15 protein-coding genes and 3 tRNA genes are annotated in these 17227 nt (G+C 41.5%); 9 read left to right on the top strand and 9 right to left on the bottom strand.

Going from position 1 to position 17227, the window contains the following annotated elements:
• Positions 1 to 60 precede the first annotated feature (60 nt).
• From V7K42_RS08200 to V7K42_RS08190, 3 genes are all read left to right on the top strand, one after another.
• On the top strand, positions 61 to 681 hold the full coding sequence (locus tag V7K42_RS08200) for a low-complexity tail membrane protein (RefSeq protein WP_094331181.1): 621 nt from the start codon (positions 61 to 63) through the stop codon (positions 679 to 681).
• A gap of 201 nt (positions 682 to 882) precedes the next feature.
• The gene (locus V7K42_RS08195) at positions 883 to 1080 is read left to right on the top strand and encodes a hypothetical protein (RefSeq protein ID WP_012412012.1); all 198 of its coding nucleotides are present in this window, start codon (positions 883 to 885) and stop codon (positions 1078 to 1080) included.
• Between the two features lie 621 nt (positions 1081 to 1701).
• Positions 1702 to 3396, top strand: coding sequence for a DUF1565 domain-containing protein (locus V7K42_RS08190; RefSeq protein ID WP_334915167.1), 1695 nt, complete (start codon positions 1702 to 1704; stop codon positions 3394 to 3396).
• A gap of 459 nt (positions 3397 to 3855) precedes the next feature.
• Here V7K42_RS08190 and V7K42_RS08185 read toward each other — a convergent pair whose 3' ends face one another.
• On the bottom strand, positions 3856 to 4149 hold the full coding sequence (locus V7K42_RS08185) for a DUF3493 domain-containing protein (protein ID WP_334915165.1): 294 nt from the start codon (positions 4147 to 4149) through the stop codon (positions 3856 to 3858).
• A gap of 33 nt (positions 4150 to 4182) precedes the next feature.
• On the opposite strand from V7K42_RS08185, the gene V7K42_RS08180 reads away from it, so the two are divergent.
• The 3 genes from V7K42_RS08180 (at position 4183) to V7K42_RS08170 (ending at position 5085) form a co-directional block, all read left to right on the top strand.
• Positions 4183 to 4254 (top strand) — tRNA-Thr (locus V7K42_RS08180).
• 296 nt (positions 4255 to 4550) lie between these two features.
• Positions 4551 to 4760, top strand: a complete 210-nt coding sequence (locus V7K42_RS08175; protein ID WP_334915163.1) for a toxin-antitoxin system, antitoxin component, Xre family protein — start codon at positions 4551 to 4553, stop codon at positions 4758 to 4760.
• A complete protein-coding gene (locus V7K42_RS08170; protein ID WP_334915161.1) occupies positions 4747 to 5085 on the top strand; it encodes a type II toxin-antitoxin system PemK/MazF family toxin in 339 nt (112 codons plus the stop codon). Before V7K42_RS08175 ends, V7K42_RS08170 begins: the two co-directional genes overlap by 14 nt.
• 36 nt (positions 5086 to 5121) lie before the next feature.
• Here V7K42_RS08170 and V7K42_RS08165 read toward each other — a convergent pair whose 3' ends face one another.
• From V7K42_RS08165 to V7K42_RS08155, 3 genes are all read right to left on the bottom strand, one after another.
• Positions 5122 to 6165 carry a M42 family metallopeptidase gene (locus V7K42_RS08165; RefSeq protein ID WP_334915247.1) on the bottom strand — a complete coding sequence of 348 codons (1044 nt, stop codon included), beginning with the start codon at positions 6163 to 6165 and terminating at the stop codon, positions 5122 to 5124.
• Between the two features lie 13 nt (positions 6166 to 6178).
• Positions 6179 to 7222 carry an SGNH/GDSL hydrolase family protein gene (locus tag V7K42_RS08160; protein WP_334915159.1) on the bottom strand — a complete coding sequence of 348 codons (1044 nt, stop codon included), beginning with the start codon at positions 7220 to 7222 and terminating at the stop codon, positions 6179 to 6181.
• Between the two features lie 321 nt (positions 7223 to 7543).
• The gene (locus V7K42_RS08155; protein WP_334915157.1) at positions 7544 to 8935 is read right to left on the bottom strand and encodes an S-layer homology domain-containing protein; all 1392 of its coding nucleotides are present in this window, start codon (positions 8933 to 8935) and stop codon (positions 7544 to 7546) included.
• 1495 nt (positions 8936 to 10430) lie between these two features.
• Between V7K42_RS08155 and V7K42_RS08150 the strand changes: the two genes are divergently transcribed.
• A complete protein-coding gene (locus V7K42_RS08150; protein ID WP_334915156.1) occupies positions 10431 to 11636 on the top strand; it encodes a histidine kinase in 1206 nt (401 codons plus the stop codon).
• Between the two features lie 35 nt (positions 11637 to 11671).
• On the opposite strand, the gene V7K42_RS08145 is transcribed toward V7K42_RS08150, so the two are convergent.
• Together V7K42_RS08145 and V7K42_RS08140 are read right to left on the bottom strand one after the other, a co-directional pair.
• Positions 11672 to 12697 carry a PleD family two-component system response regulator gene (locus tag V7K42_RS08145; RefSeq protein ID WP_334915154.1) on the bottom strand — a complete coding sequence of 342 codons (1026 nt, stop codon included), beginning with the start codon at positions 12695 to 12697 and terminating at the stop codon, positions 11672 to 11674.
• The gene (locus V7K42_RS08140) at positions 12685 to 12885 is read right to left on the bottom strand and encodes a hypothetical protein (RefSeq protein WP_334915152.1); all 201 of its coding nucleotides are present in this window, start codon (positions 12883 to 12885) and stop codon (positions 12685 to 12687) included. The genes V7K42_RS08145 and V7K42_RS08140 overlap by 13 nt, the downstream gene beginning before the upstream one ends.
• A 621-nt stretch (positions 12886 to 13506) precedes the next feature.
• Here V7K42_RS08140 and V7K42_RS08135 point away from each other — a divergent pair.
• Positions 13507 to 13767, top strand: a complete 261-nt coding sequence (locus V7K42_RS08135; protein WP_334915150.1) for a chlororespiratory reduction protein 7 — start codon at positions 13507 to 13509, stop codon at positions 13765 to 13767.
• Positions 13768 to 14646: 879 nt separating this feature from the next.
• On the opposite strand, the gene V7K42_RS08130 is transcribed toward V7K42_RS08135, so the two are convergent.
• The 3 genes from V7K42_RS08130 to nadA all read right to left on the bottom strand — a co-directional run bounded on the left by V7K42_RS08130 (position 14647) and on the right by nadA (position 15990).
• A tRNA-Thr gene (locus V7K42_RS08130) sits at positions 14647 to 14718 on the bottom strand.
• An 88-nt stretch (positions 14719 to 14806) separates the two neighbouring features.
• A tRNA-Tyr gene (locus tag V7K42_RS08125) sits at positions 14807 to 14892 on the bottom strand.
• Positions 14893 to 15015: 123 nt separating this feature from the next.
• Positions 15016 to 15990 (bottom strand): quinolinate synthase NadA, encoded by a 975-nt coding sequence (gene nadA / locus V7K42_RS08120; RefSeq protein ID WP_334915148.1) that lies wholly within the window; start codon positions 15988 to 15990, stop codon positions 15016 to 15018.
• A gap of 149 nt (positions 15991 to 16139) precedes the next feature.
• Between nadA and V7K42_RS08115 the strand changes: the two genes are divergently transcribed.
• Positions 16140 to 17069 carry a TIGR04168 family protein gene (locus V7K42_RS08115; RefSeq protein WP_334915146.1) on the top strand — a complete coding sequence of 310 codons (930 nt, stop codon included), beginning with the start codon at positions 16140 to 16142 and terminating at the stop codon, positions 17067 to 17069.
• The last annotated feature ends 158 nt before the right edge of the window (positions 17070 to 17227 follow it).

Here is a 17227-nt window from a genome sequence, read left to right as displayed (position 1 = left end):
TTAGGAGTTAAAGGCTACTAATTCCTAACTCCTAACTCTTAACTCACAACCTTTTATAATATGCATTCATTTCGCTCTGAACCTATTTTGTGGATTCACGTCGCTGGATTAGCGACGTTGCCTGTTTTTTTAGTCCTGTGCTTATTATTTTTGTCTGTAGGCGAGCCGTTTTTGCCAGTCTGGATGGAGCTATCTTTAGTTGCTGCCATTGGTATTCTCCCCCTGCTATGGATGCAGTTACGTCGCCCTTTTTATATATTTGCTCTTTTAGGAATAGCCCTAAAGCCAGAAAATCTGACTGAACGGCAGCGAAAAATTCTCTGTTTAATTAATACAAAGTTAAATCGTATTCTGGCATTAGTGGCAGCAGTATTGTCGGTTTGGGTGCTGTGGCATCTCTACCAAATTGCCCCATTAGTAGCCAATTCGGCTAAATTTCTTCCTCAATGGCGCAGCGTTGCACTAGTGCTTGCGGGGTTAGCTTTTTTGGGAAGTAATCTATTTTTACAAATACCTGTGAGTGTAATGCGAGTTTTAGTGACTAATGACACAGAATTCGCTGGCATTGAACCATTATCTTTAGAAAAGATTAAGCAAGATTTTACTATCCTAGGGGTACGGGTTAATCAAATCGTCCCCCGATTGTTGCAATCCTTGTTTAGGATTAATGCAGATTCATAACAGCCATGATGTAATTACTAATTCGTAATTAAACCGATAGCGCAGCGTAAAGCCTACGGCATGGCTTCGCTTAGAGTGAGTCTGCAAGCGTTGGGTCAGAGTCCCTGACCTCTCTATAGGTCTTAACCTAATTACGAATTACGAATTGTTAATGCCCAATACCCAATTACCCTTGAAGTTAAAACAAAGGAATAAGGAACTATGGCTCAAATTCCAGCTTCTAGCGATCGCCAATTTTCTGCTGATACTGAAATTTGGTATAGCCTCAAATGTGCTATATCCACTAGTTCTGGTTTCCAACGCTGGCAACTAGAACGTGATGCTCAATTACACGGAATTCGCCTAGAACAGCAGGTACAACGGTATCTAAGGGAAACTTTAGAAACTTTAGCTTACTAAATATAATGTTTGCCAGGGAGGAAGTTGACGGTATAGACCCTCTAAGCGATCGCCATCAACTTCCACTTTATTTGTGTAAATAATTCTTAATAAATTTAATCAGCAACACCTGCCTATCTTAATTTGCAGAAATTGCTAACGCGGCTCATAAAGCCTGCTGCCAAGACTGTGTATCAATAGCTTGACATAATTTTACTATTCATCACTCTATTCAAAAATACAGAGTTTACCGTTAAATATTGACAAATTGCTTTGGGATCTTGCCACGCCAAAGAATCTTCTGAATTAGAACTGACGCAAAACTACAGGCGTTAGTGGCAATAAGTAAGTGGGTACTTCGTTGGAGAACTCGTAGAGTAGGTACTTTGTGTCTACATAAATTTTCCTTACCTGAAAATCTTTATTTTAGGCTATTGTTTGCGTAAGTCCTGTGAATAATACTGATTCTTCTACGGCGAGGTAGCCCCTAAAATGTATAAGTTCTGTGATCTATCTAAGGAATTTAGCTGAATCAGTGATAATCATCCAGTATAGTTTTGCATGGGTTTTATAGTAGCTACAAGGCTGCTAGCTTCAACCTTGTTCGAAATACCATAATTAAGCACATCACAGACTCAAAAAATGAAATATCGGGGTTTTCACATTTCTATAGCGAAAAATTTTCGCCTTCTTTCTAGCAGTCATCTCAGATATACTTTACGCCTGGGAGCCGGATTAACGGCAATGCTTGTTGTTTATAGCGGGTCAATACTACTACCGAGTGAGGTTAACGCTGGTGCTACTCACTCAAAAGGTATTACCCCAACTCTCACAGCGCAAGTTCCGACAACCGCCGCAGCAATTTACGTTAATTCCGCAACTGGTGCAGATAGTGCTGGTCGTGGTACAACCTCAGCTGCACCTTACAAAAGCATCAGTTTCGCTCTCAGTCAAGCCCAAACAGGTGCAGTTATTCAATTAGCACCTGGGAACTATAACCAGGAAAGTGGCGAAACCTTTCCGTTGTTGCTTAAACCAGGAGTAACACTGCGGGGTGATGATGCTAGTAAAGGTCAGGCAATATTAATTACAGGTGGAGGTTTCTACACTAGTCGCACCTTTGCTAGACAGGACATTACCATCCTTGCCGAACAAGATACCACTATTACCGGTGTAAGCGTCACCAACCCAAATAGTCGGGGTACAGGTGTATGGGTAGAGTCAACTAATCCTACTATCAAAAACAGTACTTTTACTAACAGTGTCAGAGAAGGTGTTTTTGTTACAGGTACAGGCAATCCCAAAATTGAAAGTAACATCTTTGTGCAAAACAAAGGCAATGGGATTTCAATTGCTAAAGCTGCTCAAGGAGAAATTCGGGGTAACTTATTTCAGGATACTGGTTTTGGTCTAGCGATCGGTGGCACTTCCACACCCCTAGTTACAGAAAACCAAATCGTCGAAAACCAAGATGGTCTTTTTATCTCAGAGTCAGCCAAGCCCGTATTACGTAAGAATGTCATTCAGAATAATAAGCGCGATGGCGTAGTAGCGACTGTCAATGCTCTACCCGACCTCGGCACTAACGAAAATCCTGGTGGCAACCTTATCCGCAACAACACTCGTTATGATGTAAACAATGCTACTAAAACTAGTAAAATTGTAGCTGTTGGCAACGATATCGATCAGAAAAAGATTTTTGGCTCAGTAGATTTTGTTGCCGCAGCTGTTGATGTACCCCCTGGAGGGCCTGTCGCCTTTAAAGATGTGCCAGCAAATTATTGGGCAAAAACCTATATCGAAGCTTTAGCCTCCCAAAATATTATTGCTGGCTTTCCTGATGGCAGCTTTAAGCCCAATGAACCTGTAACCCGCGCTCAATTTGCCACTATTGTCACTAAAGCCTTAACGCCACCAGCCAAACGCGCAGGTACCAAGTTTAAAGATGTAGCAACAAATTTTTGGGCTTACGCTGCAATTCAATCTGCTTACCAGAGTCAATTTGTTTCTGGTTATCCTGATGGTACTTTTAAGCCACAGCAGCAAATTCCCAGAGTGCAGGCATTAGTCGCTTTAGCTAATGGTTTGGGCTTAACTGCAAGTAATCAGAATATCCTTTCCTTTTACACTGATGCTGCCCAGATTCCTAATTATGCGATCGCACCTGTTGCGGCTGCAACTTCACGGCAATTAGTAATTAACTATCCCACAGTGAAGCAACTCAATCCTAATCGTCAGGCGACTAGAGCCGAAGTTGCTGCCTTTGTTTACCAGGCACTCGTCAATGCTGGACGTGCCCAACCAATTCCTTCATCCTATTTGGTAACAGCCCAGTAAATGCCTAGTTAGCAAATTGGAAGCACCAAACTGATAATTTGTTAGTTTGGTGCTTCCAATCTCGCGAGTTTTATTATTTTTGGGGGTTTTTAAACATAAAACTTGAGTTCTTTAAATATATAGCAAGGGACTAGAGACTGGGGACTGGGTGAAAAGTCTTCTTGTGTCTAAGTTTCATCATCTGTTGATGTTCTAACCACCAAGACTGTTGCTATAGCTGACCCCGTTTCAACGAATTTCTAGTTTATTAGAAATTTTTGCAATCAGTAACTCACGATAGAATTATGCTTAGTACCGATCTAATTGATGAACTATTTCCCCACTCTCAAAGGTTTGATTAATGTTCTTTAAATTGCCGTAGTCTGGGCGTTGTTGCGATAACGTTAACACAGAGTCATCGATGTCCAGTTTGAATTTCAATTAGTGGGATTTGAATGTGGCAAGTTAAAATTTATTCCTTCAGGAATTAGGATTTTTACCCGATTGGGGGCGTTGTTGCCGACGCTGTTCCCAGCGCCAGAGGAAGACCATTAGGGCAACGATTCCTAATTGGAGAGCGAAATTAGGCAAAGCGCTCTCAACATCGCGTCCGGCAAGGACTTGGAAGAAAAAGACGAATGCACCGAGTGAACCAGAAGCACCGAAAGCGATATAGAAAAATTGTCGTAACCCGCGATAAGGAGCGGCTATTTCTGCTTTCAGGCTGGCATACTGTTCGGGATTAAGGCGATTTTTAGGGTTTTGATCTACCATGATTAAATCATGTTATACTCTTAGATTGTGTACGCCGATGTGGCTCAGTGGTAGAGCAGCTGATTCGTAATCAGCAGGCCGTGGGTTCAAATCCCATCATCGGCTTTAGTGAAAGTATTCCTCAATATTATTAGAGTTTGATATAAATCAAGCATCTAGCCAGATGGGTCTGAAAACAATACCTACGGTGGCACTGAGTATGTCGAAGTGTAGCAAGCAAGCTATGACTCCAATTAACTAGATTTTATTGTGCCTAGTAAATGAGGTTTGATGCTTCACTCAAACTCAGTTTCACAGAAAGCTTTTAACAAATCAATACAATTAGCGATCGCCTTCCTCGTAGAGACAACCAAAAACTATAATGAATTCAATATACAAGCAAAGTTAGGAGAATCTAAATAATGCAGGCTCATAGCAGTTCAGAGCAAAGGTTACTTGGAAAAATTCAAAAGTTGCCTCCCGAACAAGTTTTGCTGGTTGAAGATTTTATTGATTCTCTGGATATGCAAAATACAGAGTATAACCTTACCTTTGCAGCAGCAAAACTTTCTGAACCAGTTCTGCTCAAAATTTGGGATAACCCTGATGACGCAGAATATGACAAACTATGAATTTGGTGATGTTGTTTTAGTGCCATTTCCTTTTACTGACCAGACTACTACTAAAAAACGTCCAGCAGTAGTTGTGAGTTCTAATAGCTATCAACGTGAGCGTTCGGATTTAATATTGATAGCCATTACCAGTCAAGCAAATCCAGCGACTTCCTTTGGTGAAATCACAATTACTGAATGGCGAACATCTGGTCTTCTAAAACCTTCAATTATCAAACCAGTTTTGACTACCATAGATAAAGGACTAGCGATCAAAAAGTTAGGGCGACTTGGGGAGCCAGACTTTCAGGCTTTGCAAAACCTTTTTCTGGCTATTTTGGGTTGATATACGATGGCTCTTTCGATTCAAAGCTTGGAAACATCACTCAAACTCAGTTTCGCAGAAAGCTTTTAACAAATCAATACAATTAGCGATCGCTCCTAAATGAGCAATTTCATAGCCATGTGTATTTTGGGTAGGAAACGCCAAACACGCAGCACGCGCTACATGGCCAAATTTCATCGCAATGGAAGCATCACTACCAAATTGGCTCAGTATCGTTAGCTGCACTGATATATCGAGTTGCTTTGCAGATTGGCGCAGTTGTCCATTTAGCCCCTCATCATATATCCCATAAGCATCTTGAGATAAAAGTACAGGATTTTCCCCATCTTTAACAGGATATTCCTCGGATAATGGACAAATTTCTAAAGCAATCAAGGCATCCAAACGTTGATTTTGGGTGAAAAATAGTGCCCCAATTGCTCCTACTTCTTCTTTAGCCGAAGCTACCAAATAAACATCAACAACTGGCTGTTTCAGATTTTCAGCCAAAGCCAGCAAAATGGCAACAGAGGCTTTGTTATCCAAGGTGTAACCGGCAATATGATCCTTTAACCGAATTGGACGCTTGCGATGCTTGCCGATTACCATTTTAGTTCCAGGTCGAATGCCAGCTGTTTCTAATTCCGCAGATGTTAGCTTCGTTTCAATCCAGGCATTTTCCCACTTCACAGTGGTATCTTCCTGCTGCACTTTTTGGGGCGATTCGTGGGAAACGTGGCGGGAACCAAAGCTGAGAATACCGCTTATGGTTTCGTTATCTCCTAATAAATCAACAACACCTTCGCCGTAAACCCACGGGAAAGAACCGCCGAGTTTACGGACTTCCACACGACCTCGATCGCCGAGACTCTTGACAATTGCGCCAATTTCGTCTTTGTGTGCAGTAATGGCGATCGCCCGGTCTGGATTTTTCCCTGAAATCTTCGCAATAATATTATCGGCGCGATCGCACCACACCTGTACACCCAGCGCCGCAAATCGTTGCATCAACAACTGGTTAATCTCAGCTTCTGCACCACTAGGAGAGTGGTGCATGATTAATTCTTCAATAATTTCAAATAAGCGATCGTAATCCCACATCAATACAGTTAGTTTAATTTTCAACTGTTGTATGAGACAATTGTGCATCAACAACGCGACCTGCTGGTACAAGTGCTGACCTTTTTTGTTGACGCTTTAGCACTCCTACCGCACCAAAAGCACCAAGGGCTAAAATCCCCAAGTTTATTGAGGGTTCAGGTACAGACTTAGCATCAATCGCAGCCAGTGCAGTGTCTGCTACTAACTTATGAGCAGCCGTCGTTGGGTGGACACCATCCCAGATAAGAAACTTGTTGTTTCCTGGGTCACATATATCTGGTCTAGATAGACAAGACTCGGTTACATTCGTAAAACCCAATGCACTTGCTTGATTAAATAAAGAATAAATATCAACAGAGACGATGTTGAGATTCGGGTTTTGGTTCAAAGCGCTCACAGTGTTTGCTAAATCCAAGTCAAACTCGCTACTCGATTTGCTAAGGAGTGTAGGGTTGCGACCATTGGTTTTAGCTGCTGGTAGCTGTCCCAAATCTGGCAAATTAAACACCAAAATATTTTTTGCGCCGGCTCCGATGAGAGTATTCAACGCCACGGATATATTACTGATTGGATTCTTGCTCGAGTTTGGGGAGTTAGCAAAAAGCAAATCATTTGCACCTCCCCACACTGTATAAAGTGCATTTGGATCAGCAGTTTGATTATTTGCTTTCAAAGTTTCAGCAAAATCACGGACTTGTCCAAGTACTCCCGGTAAATTTGGATCGGGAAGGACAGCATTACCTAAACCAGAGCTAGCACCACCGATAGCGAAGTTTATTCCTTGGGTAGGAGGTGCGGAAGGAATAGTAGTGAATAAAGTAGGCTTTAATCCTAGCTGATCTCCAAGATAATCCACCCAGTTCGGCCCATCAGAAAAACGTCCTTCAAAGTAAGGTGGGTTTGGAGGGTATCCTTTCTCAGTAAGATTGTATATATTGCCTGTATCGGAAAGACTATCGCCAAATACATAAAGTTGATCAAAACTCGCAGCCGAAGCTTTGGTTGGCAACATGAAAGAAAATAGAACAAATCCTGCCGCTACAGCTTGTTTTTTCATATTTTTTTTACCCCTGGTATTTTTTAATCTGTTTAAAAGTAATCAAGGGGCAATATGACAACTAGTCTTTTCTTGAGTTACTTCAAAACCAGGCATATTTAATGAGTTAATTTGCGTTATTACACCTAACTATGCCTTAAAAATTCATCATACACAAATAAAAACGCTGTAAATACTTAGATTTACATTTTCTTGATAAAAATAAGTGTATTAAAAAAGAAATAGCAAAGTTTTCATCCTAGATATAGAATTGCCCACTTTTATGCAGGCTGGCTATCAACTAACCGCAACAGAATTGCGTAACCCTTGATAGATATCGCTTTAACTTCGCTTTAATTTCAAAGCCTCAGCAGCCGATACACCCTCACCCTGAGTGCCGAAATACCACAAAACTGTAGCAGCCTCAGCACGAGTTACTGATTTTTTGGGTTGAAACAGAGTCGTATAGCCAAATACCCGCCGAATATTCGATTGTTCAGCATTTTGGTAATCAGCCAACACTGCTCTTAAAGCCTTGGGGTCAATTCGAGCTGCATCTTGGAAACCCCAGGTTTGTTTAACCGTATCTAAGTTAGCAGAGGGTAAAGCTTGGCGAGTATCTAAAGGTAATTTCCACAGCAGCAACTGTTCGCGTGTTAGGGGTGCATCAGGACGAAACAAAACTACTGTAGAATCTCCAGACAAAGGACTGGGAATTAACCCAGCTTCGGCTAATCCCTGAATTGCTGGAAAATCAGGGTCTTTTGCGGTAACATCACTAAAAACGGGTTGAATGCTTTCTGATGCCAAGCGAATTTGTTTAGCTGGATTGCTGGTATACAGAGCATTATTAGCAGCAATTAACCAACGGGCGTATTCCCGATGTGTAACGATTTTACCGGGTTCAAACTGGTTATTTGTGGTAGTAGAATTACTCTTAGTTGCCTCTGGCTCTATAGACAAAACACCTAATTTGGCTAAGTCTTGGATATGTTGCCGCCATTCTTGCGGTACCTTATTCAGATCGTTAAATTCCTGAGATTCGGCTGTGGCTGTAGGAGTTGTTGGGTTATTAGCCGTATTTGGTGGCTGTGCTGCTAAGTTTGCAGGTGGTACTGGGCCTATGAACTGTGAATTTCCTGGTTGCGGAACGGCGTTACTAGTTTCGTTAGAATTTATAGTTGGGGTAGGTTGTGCTGTAACAATACTATTTGGTACGTAGTTAATCAGTAATTCAGTGGCGGTTTGGGGTTGATTGGGTGTGGCGTTAGTAACTGATTTAGGCTGAATAGAAACCTTCAACAGCAAATCGTTGCGACGTGCCTCAAAAGCGCCTCCCGCATCATCTGTTGGCTGTTGCAAAATCTGCCAGTTATTTGTTTGAAACTGGCTGCGATAAAAGCTAGCAATAAAGTTGCTGGGATCGGAAGTCAACCAGCGAGTTGAGACTTTGTTTTCTGAGCCGCTTGCAGGTGTAACTTCCTGTAGTTTGGCATTGGAATATAGTGGGATATCTTTAGGAAAATCAGATGGTAACTGAACTGCTGATGCGTTTGACTGTGCTTGTGGTTGGTTACTCTGAGATTCAAAGACAACTGGATTGGTTTGCAGCTTAGGATCTGCCGCCAAAGATTCCTCAAGATTTTTGGCGACTGGACTATTAGCACAGGCTGTTAAAGAAGTCAGTAGAACAGCCCAAATTAGAAATACAGCTGAACGTTTACAGGGAAGCACAGGAAATCACAAATTGAGTTTCAATTCCTACCCTAGCGCAGACTGTTCATTAATTGGGCATTGGGAATTTTCTCTCCCGGCTCTTTTCTGCTCCTTTGCCTCTCAATATCATCCAAAGACACTACCGACTCAGCACTTCATTCTTAGCAAATATCTCTGTTGGTAAAGATTATATCTCTAGAAATGAGTAAACGGTAGCAAAAGCTACCGTATTGTCTTTGTTTTACAGCCATTAGGTTTTGATAATTCCCATGCTTATTTATAGAATTCCCTAAAATTCTGGCAAACTAACATTTTTGGAAAAAAAATAGAAATAAATCTGAAATACTTGCTATACAAGAGTTTTATCAAACAGAATTCGGAGTCAGGAGCCAGAATGGGCTAAAGTACTAAATTGAGAATCCATTTTTTAGATAGTTCTGGAAATATTCAATTGGCAGAGGGGAGAACTGAGTGAGAATTCGCCAAAGAACAGTTTAGCAACCAAAAGCTTTGATCTACTTCTAGATGCACTAGCTTAATGCGATCGCCAAGCAACTGAAGTGATAGACTAGGGCTAAAGCCCCCCTTAGCATAACCCAAGGAGGGGAACAAATAGAGTTTGCTAAATATTGGCTTACAATCGATTCTGGAAATTATTCATCTGACGATGGTAAGCTGAATAAGGCAATAGCTGGAAAGTGCCAGTGTTAAGCAATTCCCGGAACTTGGCGTAAGTTCGTTCTTATTGGCGACTGGGGTTATAGGCAAAGCAGTCAAGTGTCGCAGCAGTTTCCCTTATATCTATAAATAGATTTCCTGGGGAAAGTGTTACTTGTCCTGTCAGTCAAGAGCTTCCTGGAAGTCTCGAAAGCAGTGAGTACTAACTCTAAAAGTGCGATCGCCTCAATGTTATCCCAAGCTTTCTCTTAGGAAATCTCTCCCTTTTCTTCTGGGATAGGGTAGCGGTTCTTAAAATAAAAGCTAGCTACAGAGTATGTTTCGCAAGTTATAGAGGCAGTGCAAAGGTCAGCTATAGCTGTTTTCTCAATCTTACTAATGATTGGGTAAAGGCAAAAAACACTTCATCTGATGCACTGGCGGTTGAGAATAACCATCTATAAATTTGGTCTGAACAGTCAACAGCTTCCTGATAGATTAGATACAATTAGCATCTGCGTTTGGTTGGGCGATGGCTTGTTCAAAGCGAGTACTCAAATTGACATGCCGATCGACTAGCTGATTTGACATAGTATTAAGCTTTTCACGTGCTAGCTCTAGCGAAAAATTTTTATCTAGGGCAAATTAAGACTTAGATTCAAGGACAAGGGTGTTTTTTGGAGACGAAGTTACCTAATAAAGCGCAAAAGGCTGAAAAGATATGTCTTATGTCAAAGCGCACAACTGATAAGAGGATTAAAAATCTAAAATAGATATTAAATTGAAGAGAAAACAACAACCATTGACAACCGTCAGTCCATTTTACTTTCTGTAAAGCGTCACCGGGTTGTTACCAGTGCTGAAACACGATTACATGCAAGTTTCCCAGGATCAGCCTATTTATTCTGAGGCTCCACTCCAGCTGTTACTATTTGTCGATGGTCGCCCAAAGTCCCGACAACAGGTGCAGCGAATACGCGCTTACTTAAAAGAATTGCAGGCTAAGTATAGTTTTGAAATTCAAATTATTGATGTTGGACAACAACCCTACTTAGCAGAACACTTTAAGTTGGTAGCAACGCCAGCTTTAATCAAAATCCATCCTGAACCACGGCAGGTTTTAGCTGGGAGTAATATCATAGCGCAATTGAAAAACTGGTGGCCTCGCTGGCAAGTCGCTGTAGACGCTTATTCAAAATTACAGGAAGACTTGCAAGAACGTATGGACGAAAATGGTCGGGTGACATTACCCAAATCCACTATCCATTCAGTTGCTGTTTCTGCTGAACTAATCCGACTTTCAGACGAAATTTTTCGCTTGAAACAGGAAAAAGATAATCTCCAAGAGCAGCTACAGTTTAAAGATCGGGTGATTGCTATGCTAGCGCACGATCTTCGCAATCCCCTAACTGCGGCCGCGATCGCAATTGAAACCCTCCAATCTAATTATAATCTAGAGACAGGGCAATTTCTGCGCCTCAAACCAACGATGACGGCGCATTTATTAAAACAAGCCCGCAATCAAACTAAGATCATTGACCGAATGATTGCCGACCTTTTGCAGGTAGGTCGTGGAAAAGATACAGAGTTTCCCGTTCTACCACAAAAGGTACAACTAGGTAAAGTATTTTTAGATGTACTCGAAGAATTGTGCGATCGCTACACTGCCAAAGCCCAAGAGGTAGAAACAGATATTCCTAATGACCTACCTTATGTATATGCTGACCCAGAACGCATCCGCCAAGTGGTAGTGAATCTGTTGGATAATGCCATAAAATACACGCCAGAAGGTGGCAAGATTAGCGTAGCCGGATTGCACCGCACTACTCAAAAAGTTCAGTTTAGTATTGGCGATACTGGACCTGGGATTCCTGTAGAGAATCGCGATCGCATTTTTGAAAACCACTTCCGCCTGCAACGGGATGAAGGTAAAGAAGGTTACGGCATTGGTCTTTGTTTATGCCAGCGTATTATCTTGGCACATTATGGCCAAATTTGGGTGGACTCTGCTCCCAATAACGGAGCCTGGTTCCACTTCACACTGCCAGTTTATCCTTCTTAAGTAAGGATTAGTCATTCACAAATGACAAATGACAATTAATCACTTGAAACAATGCGATCGCGTCCTCCTGCCTTTGCTTGGTAGAGTGCTTTATCTGCTTGCACAATTAAATCTGAAGGTGAAGATTCCCAAGTAGGGACAACAGTCGCCACCCCCATACTGAGAGTGACATACTGACTCACGGCAGATCCATCATGAACAATTTGCAAATCCTTGATTCCCGCCTGTATCACTTCGGCCACGTGAACTGCACCAGAGGCATGGGTGTATGGCATAATTACAGCAAATTCCTCGCCACCATAACGTGCGACTAAATCTTGATGTTTTTGCGCCTTCATGTTTAAAACAGCACCCACCTTTTGTAAACAGATATCCCCAGCAGGATGGCCATACTTATCGTTATAAAATTTAAAATAGTCGATATCACACAAAATCATTGACAAAGGAGATCCCTGCTGTACGAGATTAATCCACTGAGTATTGAGATAATCGTCAAAACGGCGACGATTAGCCAACTCAGTTAAGCCATCTACATTGGCCAGGTGCTGCAAAGCTTGGTTTGCCGCCCCTAATTGCTTGTATACTTGCGCTTGCTGTAGCAATCGCCGCAACCTTTGACGCAATACAGGCCAGTGAATTGGCTTAGTAACATAATCAGTTGCCCCTGCATCAAAAGCACGGTTTACAGAGTCCTCATCGTCCAAGCATGTGATCATCAATATGGGAGTACGCTCCCATATTTTGGAGATGACAGTATTATTAAGGGTCGAGTCAGTATCAAAGGTTGCAAGAGCTGAGATTAAATTATTCCTGGCAATTTGGAGCAAGTGCTTACAGCACGTAAAGCCATCCATGACAGGCATTATAGCATCTAGCAAAACTATATCAGGTCTGATAGTCTCGTAAGCATCCAAACATTGCTTACCGTCATTGACCTCAACCACTCGATAACCTTCTTGTTCCATAGCTTTACGCAACAATACTCGGATGGCCTTGTCATCATCAGCCACTAAGATCAGTGGTGGTTGCTTAGAAACAGAAAATGGGCTTATGCCTGACATGAGTTGCCTTCCAATTGCGGGATTATTCTGAAAAAGGCTGTACAACTCAATCGCATGGGGGCGATCGCTCTTTCCGTCAATGCCAGGATTTGCGGCAAAGGTGTGTCTGGCTTCAAAATCAACTGTTGTTTGACAATAGACTGCTCAATGTTCTTGAGCCAAGTAAGCGGTAGATAATTAAGTTGCATAGACAATCTATAATTGGAACACGAAGGCAATTGTTACCTTTTTGTTCGGCTTTGATTATGGGAGAAAATGTTACTTTTATATTTCCCTATTGTTAAAGTTAAATTACAGTTTTTTTGAGAATTGCAAATACACACCTTAATTATGTAGTTCTGTAATTAGTTTATAAACCTCGTGAGGCAGGGCAAAGCCATTGCCAAAGTGCGCTTAGAAGATAGCTAATACTAAATACTACTCTCACTTGACTCAAATTTATTTAGTTTATTAGGTAAGGTCTATGAAAGTTTAGTATAATTACATAAACTTGGTATTCTGCTTGGTGCAAAGCTTACTTTAATTTATTCTTTATTGTTTAATAAGTTTAGCAAAAACTATTATTTAATTCCAGTAAGTATATGGGTTGAATTATTAAAACAATAAGTTTTTAATAATTCAAAACAGCAATTTATTAGCTAAAATTAGATAAACATCCTAAATACAGATCAATAATTTTCAACAATTAAATACTATAATTAATTTACAGACACTATATAAAATTAAAATCGCCATTTTTTGACCACGCCAACAACCAGAAGTTCTTACAAAACAATCAAAATATATTTACATTTACCAAATTCTTAAAAATGCCAGATCCATTAATGTATCACCAAGATAATTTTGTTGTTCTAGAAACAAATCAACAAGAACAGTTTTTAACACAGCCTGAGTTATTAGAGAAACTTAAAATAACTCTCCAAAAGCTCACAAGTCAAGACTTACCACCTGATGTGCAAAAATTTGATACTTTTGAAGCTCAAGCACAGTATTTACTAGACACAAGTTGCGAATTAGATATTGGTACTGGGCAATATTTGCAATGGTATGCAGTTCGCTTAGAAAAGTAACTCTTTAGTCAATTTGTTGTTCCTGTTAGCGAAGTTGAAAAACGTCGCTTAACTAACGATTCTCCATTACTCCGGTCAAAGAAAAATTTCAGCTAACTTCTAATTGGTAAATATGAAATTTTTTATTTATTGAACTGTAGATATCTCTTCCAAGCATCACGAAAACGATTTGACCATTTCCCAGGAAAACAGTTTCTTTTATGCCACATAAATTCTTCTGTCCGCAACTAACTTTGTTTTTTCATCTCCAATATAAGTTCTAAAATATAGGTGTGGCGTTTGCTATAAACAACTCTTTCCTTGATGTTTAAAATAAATGTTCCATCATCCTTCAAAACTCGCTTCAATTCCTGAGATATGGGTAAAAACCATTCCACATATTTATCAGGATGAACCTCCCTCCATACGTATTTTTTTTCCTATCAGCATCAGGAGGCGAGGTGACAATATAGCAAGGGACTGGGTACTGGGGAACTCGGGGCCCCCTCTGGGGATTAGGGGCGATGGGGACTGGGTGAAAAGTCTTCTTGTGTCTAAGTTTCATCATCTGTTAATGTCCTAACCACCAAGGCTATTACTATAAGATCAACAATATTGGAAGGGACAGATTGTAGTATATGCAAACAGTCGCCAAGGATAATTTTATTACCCCAATTCCCTAAATTTTGAGCAGATTGATTCTGGTCTGAAACTGTAGATATTTCTAGGGAAATACTTAAACTCATTTTTGTAGTACACACAAAATTTTAGAAACTTATTAATAGCATTATTTTTATACTCAATGCATGAAAATAAAGCAGAAAAATTTTGTAAGTTCCAAAAACCTTTGGTAGCTTTACAAGCTTAATATGAATAAAAACTTTAATTTTGAGTAACTAAAGCCCGTGACGAGGATTGAACTCGTGACCTCACCCTTACCAAGGGTGTGCTCTACCACTGAGCCACACGGGCGAAACTATGATCTAATTTTATCAGCTAAAAGTTAAAATGCTGGGGGTTTTGATGCTCACCCAGTCATTATAACTTATAACTTCGTAAGTGGTGGGCCGGGCTGGATTTGAACCAGCGTAGGCGCTAGCCAACGGATTTACAGTCCGTCTCCATTAACCACTCGGACACCGACCCGATTTGTCTCACGATTTAAAATCTTAGCACCACCTTTTAGAAATAGCAAGTGCTTAGAAAAAATAACTTATGGGTAGAGATCGCAACAATCTTGCGTCTCTACCATCTGATAAAAATAACTAGTTACACGCTCATCTCCAGCATTCGTTGCATTGGTCGCAGTGCTGCAAGGCGGATATCCTCTGACATGGTAATTTCGGGAGTACGATTTTTCATTGCCCAGTAGAGCTTTTCTAGGGTATTTAACCGCATAAACGGACATTCGTTGCAAGCGCAGTTATTCATCGGCGGTGCAGGGATGAAGTGCTTGTCAGGAGCTAGTTTTTGCATCTGGTGAATGATTCCCGGCTCTGTCGCAACGATAAATTCCTTGGTGGGGCTGCTTTGACAATACTTGAGTAAAGCGGCTGTGGAGCCAATAAAGCTGGCGTGGCGCAATACACTACTTTCACATTCTGGGTGTGCGATCGCCTCTGCTTCTGGGTGGGCAATTTTTAACTGGACAATTTTCTTCTCAGAGAAGGTTTCATGGACAACACAGCTACCTTGCCATAGCACCAAATCTCGTCCCGTTTGTTCCATGACGTACCGCCCCAAATTCCGATCTGGGGCAAAAATAATCGGCTGTTCCTTTGGTATCTGCTGCACAATTTTCACAGCGTTGGAACTGGTGCAAATAATATCGCTCATCGCCTTAATATCAGCAGAGCAGTTGATGTAAGACACCACCAAATGATCTGGATGCGCTGCCTTAAAAGCTGCAAACGCTTCTGGTGGACAACTATCTGCTAAAGAACAACCAGCATCCAAATCTGGTAAAAGTACTAATTTATCGGGATTAAGGATCTTTGCGGTTTCTGCCATGAAGTGAACACCAGCAAAGACGATCGCATCTGCATTGGTTTTTTCAGCGGCTCTTGCTAGTTGTAATGAATCCCCAATAAAATCGGCAATATCCTGAATATCTGGCTCTTGATAATAATGTGCCAGGATAACTGCGTTGAGTTCTTTTTTAAGATTCTGAATGGCGGCAAACAAATCTAGTGGTAGTTCACCCAGTTGGGTGTTTTCTCGTTGAGCTAGTGCAGTAGTAAACACAGTTTAAGGGTGCTTTATGTTGCAAATGTATGTCCTGTGGATTCAATTATAGTAGTTTTTACCAAAAATAGTGGACGGTTGATATTTTGGGATTGTGTCCAAATCCGGCTGAGTTTCATATCCTGGAGATAGACGGCAAGGAAAGTGGCATGACCAGTCAAGAAACTCAATCGATAACCCTGAAAATTGCTGTAGTTGGAGATATTCACGACCAATGGGAAGTGGAAGATGGCGTTGCACTCAAGCATTTGGGTGTTGACTTAGTGCTGTTTGTCGGGGATTTTGGCAACGAGTCGGTGGAAGTGGTCAGAGCGATCGCATCCCTCGATATTCCCAAAGCAGCCGTAATGGGCAACCACGATGCCTGGTATAGCGCCACCGAATGGGGACGTAAAAAGGCTCCTTATGACCGCTCTAAGGAAGACTGGGTACAGGAACAACTAGATTTATTAGGCCCGTCCCATGTCGGTTACGGTAAGCTGGATTTTCCCGCTTGGAATTTAACTGTAGTGGGCGGTCGTCCCTTTACTTGGGGTGGCCCAGAGTGGAAATTCGCGGAAATCTGTAAAGAACGTTATGGTGTGACGAGTTTGGAAGAATCTGCCGATCGCATCTTCAAAGCAGTCAAAAGCGCCGCTTACGAGACGATTATATTTTTGGGTCACAATGGGCCTAGTGGGTTAGGCGATCGCCCCGAAGACCCCTGCGGCAAAGACTGGCATCCAATTGGCGGCGACTTTGGCGATCCAGATTTTGGCGAGGCGATATCTCTTGCCTTGACTGCTGGTAAAACTATTCCCCTAGTAACATTTGGTCACATGCACCGAGATTTACGCCATACCAAGAAGGTGCAGCGCAAGCCCATCTTTAGAAGTCCAGAGGGAACAATTTACTTAAATGCGGCTAGTGTCCCCAGGATTGTGGAAAATGACGGCGAGAAGTTGCGTAATTTTTCCATTGTCACCCTAGAGGCAGGTGTGGTTTTGCAAGTTTCCCTAGTTTGGGTGGGGAATGACTTTCAGGTGGCTTCAGAGGAAATTTTGTATGAGCGATCAAATCCAGTAGTGCAATCTGCGTAGATGATAGGGTATAGTATTATCTGTCAGCTTTTTTGCTAACCAACAAAAGCGCCTAAATAGCGTTTGAAAGTAGGGTACGGCACAAGTTTGACAGATTTACTGGAGAGGTGGCAGAGTGGTCGATTGCGTCCGACTTGAAATCGGATGAGGCTAAAACC

Origin of the sequence: Nostoc sp. (assembly GCF_036917455.1) — a bacterium.
Taxonomy (GTDB): Bacteria; Cyanobacteriota; Cyanobacteriia; order Cyanobacteriales; family Nostocaceae; genus Nostoc.
This window is presented reverse-complemented; position numbering and strand designations above follow the sequence as displayed.